Here is a 12,907-nt window from a genome sequence, read left to right as displayed (position 1 = left end):
CGACCTCATCAGCGCGGCTTGGCCGCCAGCATCCGCTCGAGCGCGATCTTGGCATCGGCCGCGACCTCGTCTGAGACGACGATCCGGTTGCGGACCTCACCCTCGACCAGTCCGTCGAGCACCCACGCGAGGTACCCCGGGTGGATGCGGTACATCGTCGAGCACGGGCAGACCACCGGGTCGAGGCAGAAGATCGTACGATCCGGGTACTCCGCGGCCAGACGGTTGACGAGATTGATCTCGGTGCCGATGGCGATCGTGTCACCAGGGTCGCTGGCGGCGACGAATTTCCTGATCGCATCCGTCGACCCCGCCGCATCGGCCGCATCGACCACCGGCATGGGGCACTCAGGGTGCACGATGACCTTGCAACCGGGGTGATCGGCGCGTGCCTGCTCGATCTGCGCCGCAGTGAACCGCTTGTGCACCGAACAGAAACCGTGCCACAGCAGCACCTGCGCGTCCTGCAGTTGCTCGACGGTGTTGCCGCCCAGCTCCTTGCGCGGATTCCACATCGGCATCTGTTCCAGCGGGATGCCCATCGCCTTAGCGGTATTGCGGCCGAGGTGCTGGTCGGGGAAGAACAGCACCCGCTGACCGCGCGCGAAGGCCCATTCCAGCACCGTCTCGGCATTGGAGGACGTGCAGACGATACCGCCGTGGCGACCGCAGAAGGCCTTGAGCGCGGCCGAGGAGTTCATATAGGTGACCGGGATGACCGGCAGTCGGCCGTCGGCATCCGGTTCCGTGCCGTACAGCTCGGTCAGCTGCTCCCACGCCTCCTCGACCGAGTCCTCGTCGGCCATATCGGCCATCGAGCAGCCGGCGGCGAGATTCGGCAGGATCACCGATTGGCCCTCGCGGGCGAGGATGTCCGCGGTCTCGGCCATGAAATGCACACCGCAGAACACGATCGCCTCCGCCTCCGGGCGCGTGAGCGCGGCATTGGCGAGCTGGAAGGAGTCACCGACGAAATCCGCGTACTGCACGACCTCGTCCCGCTGATAGAAGTGTCCGAGGATGACGAGCCGGTCGCCGAGGGCGTCTTTGGCCCGGCGGATGCGCTCGTGCAGTTCCTCCTCGCCCATCTGCTGGTACACGACCGGCAGCTGACCGGGGCGCACGATGGGATCGGGGATGGTGTCCTCCTCGGAAGCACCGGGCCCGTAACCGGGCATCAGGTCGAACTCCCACGGCCCCTTGGCCAGCTCCACATCGCAGCTCTGATTCGGCTGGGACTCGATGCGATCGGTGACGGATAGTGTCATGACGTCTCCTCGATGGTGAGGGTGTGACGCGAAAGCGCCGGATTGGAACGGTAGAGCGCGGGGGGCCGATGGCTCGTCCCGGTCACATGGCGACCGGTGGGCTCGACGGTTCCCTGCGCGAGGATCTGGCGACGGAAGTTGGCGGGATCGAGGGTACGACCGAGGACTGCCTCGTAGACCTCTCGCAATTGCGCGAGGGTGAACTCATCGGTGACGAAGGCGTGGGCGATCGGCGAGTAGGTGATCTTGGCGCGCAGCCGGTCCAGGGCGTAGCGCACGATGACATCGTGGTCGAAGGCGAGCCCCTGGACATCGTCCGCGACGAACCATTCCACATTGTCGCCGTCGATCGCCCGGGCGTCCTCGTCCGGACGGACGAGGGCCCAGTAGACGATCGAGACGACACGCTCGCTCGGGGAGCGGTCGACATTCCCGAAGGCATAGAGCTGTTCGAGATGGCGCGGCGCCAGACCGGTCGTACGCAGGAGCGTGGCACCGGCGGAGTCGGCGAGGTCCTGATCGTCCTCCAACGGGCCGCCGGGCAGCGCCCAGCACCCCTCATAGGGCTCACGGATGCGGCGGACCAGCGGAAGCCAGGGCGTGGGGCGTCCGGTGCTCGGATGCGGGCGCAGGGCGAACACGACCGTGGACACGGCGAGCGACAGGCACTGCTGTGTGGTGCTGTCCATGCGCGACCCTCCTTAAGGTGCACATGACACTATGCCCCCGGACTTTTGGTCGCGTCAACCCTAAGAGGTTCCTCAGGTGCGATATTCAGCCATTTGTGGCCCCTTGTGACCGCCTCGATAGGGCCACAACCGGCCAACATCGGGAGGCTGCGGAAGACTTGTCCGCATGCCGACACAGATCCGACCGATCACCCCCGACGATCACGAGCAGTTGAAGGTCCTGCTCACCGAGGCCTTCGGTACCAGTGATGGGGACTGGGCAGGCTTGGCCGCTCAGGGGCAGAGCTGGTGGGGCGCCTTCGTCGACGGGCACCTGGCGGCGACGATCAACCACCGCGAGTACACCTCCTGGTTCCGCGGCGTCGAGGTGCCGACGGCCGGCATCACCGGGGTCTCGATCGCCGCCGAGTATCGGGGACGGCAATTACTGCGGCCCTTGATGGAGGAGCTCACCAGCCATGCGCGCTCACGCGACGAGCGGATCGCCACCCTCTTCGCCACCGCGACCGGCATCTACCGGGGATTCGGCTTCAGCCGTATCCTGCAGGTCGGCAGCGTCGAGCTCCCGGTGGCCTCACTCGCCCGGGTGCGGGGAACCCTCGACCTACGTCGCGCCGGTGACGACGATGCCGAGGTGTTGCATGGGCTCTACGAGCAGTGGGCACGCCGTCACGACGGCCCCCTGACCCGTCGCGGCCCCGCGCACGAGCGCCCGGATCACCGCTTCAAGGACCTCACCGGTACCACCATCGTCGAAGACGCTGGGGAGCCGCGCGGCTACCTGCGCTGGAAGCGTGGGACCGCGGGAGACTGGGCCGACTCGGTCATCGAGGTGCCCGAGCTGGTCGCCCTCGATGCCGAGGCGATGCGCACGGCGCTGACCTCACTGGCCAGCTACGACTCTGTCGCGTCCCGGGTACGGCTGTTCAGCCCAGGAGATGTGGACACGGTGCGCTGGCTGTTGCCCTCGAATGCCTGGACCCCGCTCGCCGATACCGAACCGTACATGCTGCGGGTGCTCGATCCCTCCGCCTTCGACCTGCTTCCCGCTCCCCCGGGTGTCACTGCCACCTTGCCGTTCCTGGTCGGCGATGACGGCTGGGTGCTGCACGTCGACGAGGGCACGATGCGCATCGAGAGCGACCCGGCCGCGGCCACGGGCATGGGCCGCCGGCTGGAACCCGGGGCCCTCGCGGTGAGCTTCGCCGGTGCGCTGGCCAGCTCCGCACAACGCGAGGTGGGCCTGCTCTCGGGTGATGATCGCGATGACACCCTTTGGGACATCCTCTTCACCAGCGGCCGCCGTCTCGCCACCCGAGACTCTTTCTGACACCGTGCAACTTTTGCCGGTTTGTGGCCCTTTTTCGGTGAGAAGCGGGGCCATAACCCGGCAAAAGTTGCACGGGACTAGCGGAAGTCGCGGGCACGGTGCTTGGCGGGGAGCGCGGAGGCGGCCTCGGGGTAGAGCGATTCGATGCGTTCGAGGGTCTCGGCCTTGAGGTTGACCGCGCCGTCGCTGTGCTCCACCACTCCGCGCACCACCACCCCTGCGGCATTGCGCGCCACCCGCCGATGCCGCTGCCACACCGAGCCGAAGACGACGACATTGAGCATGCCGGTCTCGTCCTCGAGGTTGAGGAAGGTGACGCCGCCCGCGGTATAGGGGCGCTGGCGATGCGTGATGAGTCCGGCCACCCGCACCCGGCGACCGGTCTCATAGCCGGCCAGGTCCGTCACCGCCAGCACCCCGTGGCCCCGCAACAATGACCGCAGGTGTTCCAGCGGGTGCTCCCCCGGTGAGATCCCCGTCGCCCACAGATCGGCGGTGGTCACCTCGACCTCGCTCATCCCCGGCAGCATCGGCGGCGCAGCCGTGACCGCTGTACCCTCCAACTGCTCCGGACGGTCGATATAACCGGCGTTCCACAATGCCTCACGACGCGAGAGACCGAACCCATCGAAGGCTCCCGCCGTGGCCAGTGACTCCATCTGGGCGACCGACAGCCGCGCCCGCCGGGCCACATCGGCCATATCGCGGAAAGGTCGTTCACGTCGAGCGGCGACGATGCGCTCGGCATCGGCCTGGCCGATCTGCTGCACGCTCGTCAGCCCGAGCCGCACCGCATGGTGGCCGTCCCGCCGATGATCCCCGAGACGATGATCGGCATCCGGAACGAACGGAGGCACCGGCGGCTGCTCGGTCAGTACACAGGAGTCCATCCCGGTCGCACCGGTGTTCCCGCTGGCTGATTCCAGGTCCGCATGCACCATCGAGGCCTCGATAGCGGGACGGCGCACCTCGACCCCGTGGCGTCGCGCATCGGCGACGAGGGACTGCGATGAGTAGAAGCCCATCGGCTGGGACCGCAGCAGCCCGGCGAGGAAGGCAGCCGGGTAGTGCAGCTTGAGCCAGGAGCTCGCGTAGACCAGCAGTGCGAAGCTGATCGAGTGACTCTCGGCGAAGCCGAAGTCGGCGAAGGCCTCGATCCGGGCGTAGAGGATGTCGGCGACCTCGTCACTGATGCCCTTGGCTTTCATCCCGGCGTAGAGCTTCGCGCGCAGCCGCTCGATCTTCTCGATGCCCCGCTTGGAGCCCATCGCCCGGCGCAGCAGATCTGCCTCGTCTCCGGAGCATCCCCCGATATCGGTGGCGATCTGCATGAGCTGCTCCTGGAACAGAGGCACACCCAAGGTGCGCTCCAGGATCGGCTCCAGCAACGGGTGCAGGTAGTCGACCGGCTCACGCTCCAGCTTGCGGCGGATATAGGGGTGCACCGCACCGCCCTGGATCGGCCCCGGACGGATGAGGGCGATCTCGATGACGAGGTCGTAGAACCTGCGCGGCCGCAGCCGCGGCAGGGTACCGATCTGCGCGCGGCTCTCGACCTGGAAGACCCCGATCGAGTCGGCCCGGCACAGCATGTCGTAGACCCCGGCTTCCTCCTTGGGGATCGTGTCGAGACCCCATCGTTCCCCCGTGTGCTCCGCGACGAGATCGAAGGTGTGTTGGAGGGCGCCCAGCATGCCCAGCCCGAGCAGGTCGAACTTGACCAGGCCCATCCACGCGCAGTCGTCCTTGTCCCATTGGAGCACCGTGCGGTTGTCCATACGGGCGCGTTCGATGGGCACCACCTCGCCGACCGGGCGCGCGGTGAGCACCATGCCGCCGGAGTGGATGCCCAGGTGCCGGGGAGCCCCGGCGGCGCGCGTGGCCAGATCGATGACCGCCTGCGGAGGCGCGCCGGGAGCATCGGGATCGTCGACCTCGACCTTCGACCACGAGTCGATGCGCTTGCTCCAGGCATCCTGCTGACCCGGCGAGTAGCCGAGGGCCTTGGCCATGTCACGGACGGCCGACTTGGGCCGGTAGCTGATCACATTGGCGACCTGGGCGGCGTTGTGACGCCCGTACTCGTCATAGACCCACTGGATGATCTCCTCACGACGATCGGAGTCGAAGTCCACATCGATATCGGGCTCCTCGTCACGGGTGGCGGAGAGGAACCGCTCGAAGGGCAGCTCGTACTCGATGGAGTCGACGGCGGTGATGCCCAGGGCATAACAGACCGCGGAGTTGGCCGCCGATCCCCGCCCCTGGCACAGGATGCCGCGGTCCTTGGCCTCTGTGACGATGCGGTGGACGATGAGGAAGTAGCCGGGGAAGTCCTTGTCCTCGATCACCGCGAGTTCACGCTGGAGTCGTTCCTCGGCCTCCTCGCGACGATCGGCATAGACGCGGTCGGCCCCCTCCCGGACGAGCTTGCGCAGCCAGGACATCGGTGTATGCCCCTCGCCGACGGGGAAGCGGGGAAGCGCCGGGGAGGCCTTGCGCAGGTCGAAGCCCACCTCCTCGGCGATGTGCACCGAGCGCTCCACCGATCCCGGATACCGCGCGAAGCGGCGCAGCATCTCCTCACCGGATCGCAGATATCCCGGTTGCCCGAGCCAGCCGTGCATCTCCACGAGGCTGCGCCGGGACCGCACCGCCGCGAAAGCCTGGGCCAGGCGAGCATCCTCGGGGAGTGCGGCGTGCACATTGCCGGTCGCCACGACGGGCAGCACCGCCTCACGAGCCAGCTCGGCGAGGGCGTCGTTGACATCGGAGTCCTGCGGATACCCGTGGTGGAGGAGCTCGATGACGACATTGTCGGCGCCGAAGCGCTCCACGAGCCTGCGTATCTCGGCCTCCGCCGTCGATACACCGCCGTGATCCAGCGCTCGGCGGACCGCCCCCTTGCGGCATCCGGTGAGCACCAGCACGCGGTCCCGCAACCGGTCGGCGAGGGCATCGAGATCGTAGACCGGGCGTCCCTTCTCGTCGCCCGCGAGCTGTGCATCGGTGATGGCCCCCGAGAGCGCGTGATACCCCTCGACGCCTCGAGCCAGGACGAGGAGGTGCTCGCCTTCTGGATCGGGCCGCCCGCTCTGGGGACCGGTGAGCCCCAGCGAGAGTTCGGCACCGTAGACGGTGTCGAGTCCGTGCACGGTGGCGGCCTCGGAGAAGCGCGCGGCTCCGTAGAAACCGTCGTGGTCGGTGAGGGCAAGCGCGGAGAGGCCCAGCCGCACCGCCTCCACGACGAGGGCATCGGGAGCCGACGCACCATCGAGGAAGCTGTAGTTGCTGTGACAGTGCAGCTCGGCATAGGGCACGGGATCGACAGGACGCTCGACGGACTCGCCTGGGTGATAGGCGACGCGCTTGCGCGACCAGGCCGGACCGTCGCCACCGTCGGGCGGATCGGACGGCCGGATGACCCGCCCGGAGAGCCGGGACTCCAGCTCACGCCAGGACATGTCCGGGTTATGCCACCCCATCGTTCACTCACTCCCTTCGGACAACTTTTGCCGGGTTACGGCCCTCCGTGGGCCGGGAAAAGGGCCATAAACCGGCAAAAGTTGGCCTCGGAGGGGTGTGCTGGTCAGTCATAGCGAGCCTCGGTCCACCATCGACCGTCCTCGACGCACATCAGCCAGGCACTGCCGTCGACGCCGACGACCTGGAAGCGCGCGATCCGGCGGGCCGCGTGCTCGTCCCACCACAGATCGTCGAGCGGCCAGGGGCCCGCCCACCCGGCGACCGGCTGCCACGGCTGGTCCGCCCCGAGACGGAAGCGCGCCGGCTCCCCCGTCAGCCCGCCGCGAGCTGTCACGACGACCGGCTGCCCCTCGGCTCCCACCACCTGGGCGGGCTCGGGTGTGGCGAAGACCCGCGCCGGAGCCGGCTCGGGGATCGACCCCGGCCACGGACGGGCGAGATCGCGCACCTCGGCCGGTCGGTCCCCCCAGGTGCTGACGAGCTGACGCTCCCCCGGACTCGTCCCGCCCTGAACCCCAGCCATTCGTACCGCCTCCGGCCCCGTCAGACTCTGCACCCGCGCCACCACTCGCTCCACTCCCTCATCCACTCCGTCCCCGAACAGGCTCTCCGCGTGGTCGCTCACCTGCTCGACGGCTTCAGGTATCACCCGGATCTCATCGACCGGCGCGGTGACCGCTCCGGGCACCTGCGCCTGCCAGCGGACCCGGTCGACGATGTCCGATGAGGAGAACCAGCGCGGATGCCGCCAGGTACGAGCGTGGGACAGCATCCCGTCACTGTCGATCTCGATGCGTATCGCCGTGGCCACCGCGCCACGGCGAGCCAAAGTGGACACGAAGGACTCAGCCGCCCGACGCATGCTGAAAGCGATCGTCTCGACGCGGTCGAGCGGAGGCTCGAACGGCACCCGGCCGATCAGATCCGGGGGGATCTCTCGCCGCCTGAGGAGTCTCGGATCCTCGCCTCGAGCCCAGCGATGGGCGAGCACCCCGCTCGGCCCGAAGCGCGTGCGGACATCGGCGATCTCCAGTCGCGCATAATCGCCCAAGGTGCGGATGCCCAGCCGGCGCAGCAGATCGGCCATCTCGGGATCGCCGAGCACCGTCACCGGCAGTCCGCGGACGAAATCCGCCGACCCTCCAGGAGGCACGACCACGGAGTCCTGCGGCGGGGCCTGGCGGGCCGCCTGCTCGGCGGCGAAGAGATCATCCGCGATGCCGCACCGGATGTCCCACACCCCGTGTTCGACGAGCTGCTCGGCGAGCACGGCCGCCGCCGCGGTCTCACCGCCGTAGTAGCGCGCCGGCACGGTCATCCCGCACAGCCCCGGCCGCAGTGGCGCCACCTGCGCGGAGAGCTCCTCGACGAGATCGAGCACCGGCTCGAAAGCCCGGGCATCGGCCGCGGGATCGTGGGCGCACAGGATGATATCGGGACACCGCGCCTGGGCGTCGCGCCGACGCATGCCGCGACGGACCCCCTCCTTCCGCGCAGCGGCCGAGCAGGCGACGACGACCTGACCGTCGATGACCGCCATCGCAGCATCCGCGGGGGTGTCCGGCCCGAGGTGACTGACGACGGGCCAGTCCGGGCACCACAGCACCATCACCCGTGCCATCAGCCGACCCTGCGCAACTGCGGTGGCTCATCGGCCACACGGACCCGGCCGTGGTCGTCCGGCAGCCAGAGCTCTCGCCTCCGCGGGGGACGGCCGGTGTGCTGGACCTCGATCGTGGCCCGGCGGGCACGCAGGTGCCCAGCGCCTCGATCGGTGCCCTGCCACTGGACATCGGTCAATCGCAGGTGGGCGCGGGCCCGCGGCCAGGCGGTGTCCCACGCGATGAGGATGCCCTGATGCTCGTGCAGCCGGGCAGCGATCCGCTGAGCATCGCGCGAGGCCATCGTGCGCCCCGCGACCACCACCACGGGGACGACATCGACCAGCGCGGCGGTGACGGAAAGCCAGTCGGCTCCCGGATCGGGCACCAGAACGGTGCGCTCCAGTGCCACGCCGAAGGCCTGTGCCGCCTGCAGACCGAAATCCGTGGCCCCGATGACGGCCGACCACTGCCCCTCCGCCGAGGGCCCGGCCATGAGCAGCATCGCCAACGACGCCGCTCCGACGGTGTAGACCTGTCCGGGCTGCACGTCCACGAGTCCGTTCAGCACCGGATGGACCCGCATCGAGGCCACCTGCGGGCGGCCTTCGAGCTCGCGCATCTTGGCGCGGAGGTCATCGATCAGAGCAGCCTGGGACACCCCTCAAGTATCGAACAGGTGTTCGAACGAGTCAATCCGGAGAGGTCTTCCCCAAGGGCGGTGCTCAGCTGGCGAGATCGATGGAACCACCGGGGATCGCGTCGAGGAGCTTGCGGGTGTACTCCTCACGCGGGTGGTCGAAGACCTGGACGACCGAGGCCTGCTCGACGGCCCTGCCCTTCTGCATCACCACCACCTCGTCGGCGATCTGACGGACCACCGCGAGGTCGTGGGTGATAAAGAGATAGCTGAGACCGAGCTCGGCCTGCAGGTCGTTGAGCAGGTTGAGGATCTGCGCCTGCACGAGGACGTCGAGAGCCGAGACCGCCTCATCGAGGATGATGACCTCCGGCTGCAGGGCGAGAGCACGCGCGATCGCGACGCGCTGCCGCTGGCCGCCGGACAGCTCATTGGGGAACCGTCGCATGACCGCCGAGGGCAGCGAGACCTTGTCGAGCAGATCCCGGATGGTCGCCTCGCGCTCCTTGCTGCTGCCGATATCGTGCGTGCGCAGCGGCTCCTCGATCGACCGGTAGATCGAGTACATCGGGTCCAGCGAGGCGTAGGGGTTCTGGAACACCGGCTGCACACGCCGCCGGAACGCCAGCTGCTCCTTCTTGTTCCGCAGCGTGGAGATGTCCACACCGTCGAACTCCACCGCGCCGCTGGTGGGTTCGAGCAGATCGAGGACCATGCGCGCCACGGTCGACTTGCCGGAACCGGACTCCCCCACGATCGCCGTGGTGGTGCCGCGCCGCAGCGAGAAGGAGACCTCGTCGACCGCCGTGAAGTCGATCGTTCGGCCCAAGCCCCCGGCGGGCAGCTTGAAGACCTTGGTGAGCTCCTTGGCCTCGACGGCGATCCGCGTCGCTTCTCCCCCGAACTCGTCACCCTCGTGCTCGGCGACGATCTCGCCGGCGGTCTTGACCGCGCTCTCGCGGACCTCCGCACGGGTCTGCGCGGTGAGCCGCTGCGAGGCGAGCGACGGGGCCGAGGCGATGAGTCGCTGCGAATAGGGATGTTGCGGGTGCTGCAGGATCTCCAGCGCCGGACCGGACTCGACGACCTGGCCCTTGTACATCACTACCAGGTGGTCGGCTCGCTCGGCCGCGAGCCCGAGGTCGTGCGTGATGAGCAGGACCGCGACACCGAGATCATCGGTCAGCGAGTCGAGGTGATCGAGGATCTGTTGCTGCACCGTGACATCGAGTGCCGAGGTGGGCTCATCGGCGATCAGCAGCTTGGGCCGGGCTGCCAGTCCCATCGCGATCAGCGCGCGCTGACGCATGCCCCCGGAGTATTCGTGCGGGAACTGGCGGGCGCGGGCCTGGGCATCGGGGAGCCCGGCCTCCTCCAGCAGCTCCACGACGCGCTTGTCGGCGGCATTGCCCTTGGCGATGTCGTTGGCCTCGAGGGCCTCCTTGATCTGCGACCCGACTCGCACCAGCGGGTTGAGGTTCGACATCGGATCCTGAGGCACGAGACCGATCTGGCTGCCCCGGATGGCCTCACGCTGGCGACGCTTCAGGTGCGTGATGTCGCGTCCGTCGAAACGGATGGTGCCGCCGGTGACGTGGCCGGTTCCGGGCAGCAGGTCGATGATGGCGTGGGCCGTGGTGGACTTGCCCGATCCCGACTCCCCCACGATCGCGACAGTCTGCCCGGGGTAGACCGTCAGATTGGCGCCCCGGACCGCCGGGATGTCCCTCTTGCCCGCACGGAACGCCACCTGCAGATCGGTGATCTCCAGCAACGGCTCGGTGGCCGCTTCGATTCGTTCACTCATGCCGCCACCGCCTGAAAGAACAACACAATAGGCCGATGGCGGCATTCGTAGGTGTCCATCCTTCGCTCGCTTCGCTCGCTCATGACTTCTTCGCCTTCGGGTCGAGGGCATCGCGGACGGCATCGCCGAGCAGCATGAAGCTCAGCACGGTGATCGCCAGTGCGCCGGCCGGGAAGAACAGCACATGCAGGTTGCGGCCCGAGCGGACCTCGGACTGGGCCGCCGCGATGTCGTTGCCCCAGGAGACGACACTGGTCGGCAGTCCGATGCCGAGGAAGGACAGTGTCGCCTCGGCCACGATGTAGACGCCGAGCGAGACGGTCGCCGTGACGATCACCGGAGCGAGGGCATTCGGGATGACGTGCCGACGCAGATTGCTCCACTTGCTGGAGCCGATCGCGCGGGCAGCGTCGATGAACTCGAGGTTCTTGACCTCCAGCACCGCACCGCGGGCGATACGCGTCATCTGCGGCCAGCCGAAGACCGCGAGCACCAGCACGACGGCGATGACGCCTCCCCAGTATCCGCGACCGGACCACACATTGTTCAGCGCCGACAGCAGCACGATCGCGCCGAGGATGAGCGGGATGGCGAAGAAGACATCGGCGATACGCGAGATGAGCATGTCGGCCCATTTGCCGTAGAAGCCGGCGAGTGCACCGGTCAGCAGGCCGACGAAGGTGACGAAGAGGGTCGTCAGGATGCCGACCGTCACCGAGGCGCGGGCACCGTGGATGACCCGCGAGTAGACGTCATAGCCCTGAGCGTCGAAGCCGAAGGGATGGCCCGATTGCGGCCCCTCCTTGCTCCGGCCGAGATCGGCCGCGCGGGGGTTGATATCGGTGAAGAGCCCCGGGAAGAGGCACACGATGAGGATGAACAGCAGCAGGACGGCGGAGACCCAGAAGATCCAGTTGCTGCGCAGCTGCTTCCAGGCCTCCTTCCACTGACCTTCCGGCGGCGCGGAGGTGTCGACCGTACCGGTCTCCTCCAGCGGCGTCTCGGCCAGCGGGGCGACGAAGCGTTCCTGTCCAGGACGGGCGATCTCAGGCATAGCGGATCCTCGGATCGAGTGCGGCGTACAGCAGGTCGACCAGCAGGCTCATCAGCACGTAGACGAGCACCATCACCGTCACCACCGACACGACGGTGGGGCTCTCTCCGCGTTGGACGGCTTGATAGGCCAGGTTGCCGATGCCCGGGACGTTGAAGATGCCCTCGGTGACGATAGCCCCAGCCATCAGGGTGCCGAGATCGGCACCGAGGAAGGTCACGACGGGGATGAGCGAGTTGCGCAGCACGTGCTTGCGGTTGACGGCGCCTTCGGGAAGTCCCTTGGCTCGTGCGGTGCGGACATGATCGGCACTGAGGTTCTCGATCACCGAGGTGCGGGTGAGCCGCAGGACATAGGCGAAGGAGACCAGGCCGAGGACGACCGCCGGAAGGATCAGCTTCCCGATGGAGGCGTCGCCGCCGACGGTGGCGGGTGCCCAATGGAGTTTGACGCCGAACACCAGCTGCAGCATGAAGCCGAGGACGAAGATCGGGACGGCGATGACCAGCAGCGAGACCACCAACATCGTCGAGTCGAAGATCTTGCCCCGGCGCAGGCCGGCCCAGAAACCGGCGATGATGCCCAGCACGGCCTCGATGATGAGAGCCATGACGGCGAGCTTGACCGTGACCGGGAAGGTCCTGCCGATCAGGTCGGCGACCGGCTGCCCGGAGTAGGAGACGCCCAGGTCCCCGGTGAGGGCGCCGCCGAGGAACAGCAACCATTGCACGATGAAGGGCTTGTCGAGGTTGTACTGGGCCTCGAGATTGGCCCGGGCCGCCTCGGAGACCGGCTTCTCGCCGAACAACGCGGTGATCGGATCACCGGGTTGCAAGAAGACCATCGCATAGATGAGCAATGTGGCACCGAGCACCACGGGGATCGCCTGGAGTAGGCGTTTTCCGACATACCACCACATCGGCACGGACCTCCTGATCGAGGGATCAATCTACTCCCCTACAGCGGATCGCACCGTACGGGAGGGTGAGTACAGACCGATGGGGCGGCGCCTGTCGGCGCCGCCCCATCGGG

At 67.9% G+C, this 12,907-nt stretch carries 9 protein-coding genes; 1 reads left to right on the top strand and 8 read right to left on the bottom strand.

Features of this window, described 5'->3' with window-relative positions; genetic code table 11:
* Positions 1–8: 8 nt before the first annotated feature.
* Complete coding sequence (gene nadA / locus BHE97_RS05535; RefSeq protein ID WP_087623014.1) at positions 9–1,268, bottom strand: quinolinate synthase NadA; 1,260 nt, start codon at positions 1,266–1,268, stop codon at positions 9–11.
* Positions 1,265–1,957, bottom strand: coding sequence for an NUDIX domain-containing protein (locus tag BHE97_RS05530; RefSeq protein ID WP_087623013.1), 693 nt, complete (start codon positions 1,955–1,957; stop codon positions 1,265–1,267). The genes nadA and BHE97_RS05530 overlap by 4 nt, the downstream gene beginning before the upstream one ends.
* A gap of 166 nt (positions 1,958–2,123) precedes the next feature.
* Between BHE97_RS05530 and BHE97_RS05525 the strand changes: the two genes are divergently transcribed.
* Positions 2,124–3,287 (top strand): GNAT family N-acetyltransferase, encoded by a 1,164-nt coding sequence (locus BHE97_RS05525; RefSeq protein WP_087623012.1) that lies wholly within the window; start codon positions 2,124–2,126, stop codon positions 3,285–3,287.
* Between the two features lie 77 nt (positions 3,288–3,364).
* Here BHE97_RS05525 and BHE97_RS05520 read toward each other — a convergent pair whose 3' ends face one another.
* The 6 genes from BHE97_RS05520 to BHE97_RS05495 form a co-directional block, all read right to left on the bottom strand.
* On the bottom strand, positions 3,365–6,772 hold the full coding sequence (locus BHE97_RS05520) for an error-prone DNA polymerase (RefSeq protein ID WP_087623011.1): 3,408 nt from the start codon (positions 6,770–6,772) through the stop codon (positions 3,365–3,367).
* A 104-nt stretch (positions 6,773–6,876) separates the two neighbouring features.
* Entirely contained in the window at positions 6,877–8,394 is a 1,518-nt protein-coding gene (locus BHE97_RS05515; protein WP_087623010.1) for a DNA polymerase Y family protein, read from the bottom strand.
* Positions 8,394–9,035 carry a hypothetical protein gene (locus BHE97_RS05510; protein ID WP_087623009.1) on the bottom strand — a complete coding sequence of 214 codons (642 nt, stop codon included), beginning with the start codon at positions 9,033–9,035 and terminating at the stop codon, positions 8,394–8,396. Before BHE97_RS05510 ends, BHE97_RS05515 begins: the two co-directional genes overlap by 1 nt.
* A 64-nt stretch (positions 9,036–9,099) precedes the next feature.
* Positions 9,100–10,821 (bottom strand): ABC transporter ATP-binding protein, encoded by a 1,722-nt coding sequence (locus tag BHE97_RS05505; protein ID WP_087623008.1) that lies wholly within the window; start codon positions 10,819–10,821, stop codon positions 9,100–9,102.
* A gap of 79 nt (positions 10,822–10,900) precedes the next feature.
* On the bottom strand, positions 10,901–11,875 hold the full coding sequence (locus tag BHE97_RS05500; protein WP_087623007.1) for an ABC transporter permease: 975 nt from the start codon (positions 11,873–11,875) through the stop codon (positions 10,901–10,903).
* Complete coding sequence (locus BHE97_RS05495; RefSeq protein ID WP_087623006.1) at positions 11,868–12,794, bottom strand: ABC transporter permease; 927 nt, start codon at positions 12,792–12,794, stop codon at positions 11,868–11,870. Before BHE97_RS05495 ends, BHE97_RS05500 begins: the two co-directional genes overlap by 8 nt.
* Between the last annotated feature and the right edge of the window lie 113 nt (positions 12,795–12,907).

The sequence above is a fragment of the Aeromicrobium sp. PE09-221 genome (genome assembly GCF_002174305.1).
GTDB lineage: Bacteria > Actinomycetota > Actinomycetes > Propionibacteriales > Nocardioidaceae > Aeromicrobium.
Note: the sequence above shows the minus strand (reverse complement) of the source record. Positions and strands in the feature narration are given on the sequence as shown.

Coding starts and splice junctions, on each gene's coding strand:
- nadA (WP_087623014.1), bottom strand. CDS start 1,268: ATGACACTATCCGTCACCGATCGCATCGAGTCCCAGCCGAATCAGAGC.
- BHE97_RS05530 (WP_087623013.1), bottom strand. CDS start 1,957: ATGGACAGCACCACACAGCAGTGCCTGTCGCTCGCCGTGTCCACGGTC.
- BHE97_RS05525 (WP_087623012.1), top strand. CDS start 2,124: ATGCCGACACAGATCCGACCGATCACCCCCGACGATCACGAGCAGTTG.
- BHE97_RS05520 (WP_087623011.1), bottom strand. CDS start 6,772: ATGGGGTGGCATAACCCGGACATGTCCTGGCGTGAGCTGGAGTCCCGG.
- BHE97_RS05515 (WP_087623010.1), bottom strand. CDS start 8,394: ATGGCACGGGTGATGGTGCTGTGGTGCCCGGACTGGCCCGTCGTCAGT.
- BHE97_RS05505 (WP_087623008.1), bottom strand. CDS start 10,821: ATGAGTGAACGAATCGAAGCGGCCACCGAGCCGTTGCTGGAGATCACC.
- BHE97_RS05500 (WP_087623007.1), bottom strand. CDS start 11,875: ATGCCTGAGATCGCCCGTCCTGGACAGGAACGCTTCGTCGCCCCGCTG.
- BHE97_RS05495 (WP_087623006.1), bottom strand. CDS start 12,794: ATGTGGTGGTATGTCGGAAAACGCCTACTCCAGGCGATCCCCGTGGTG.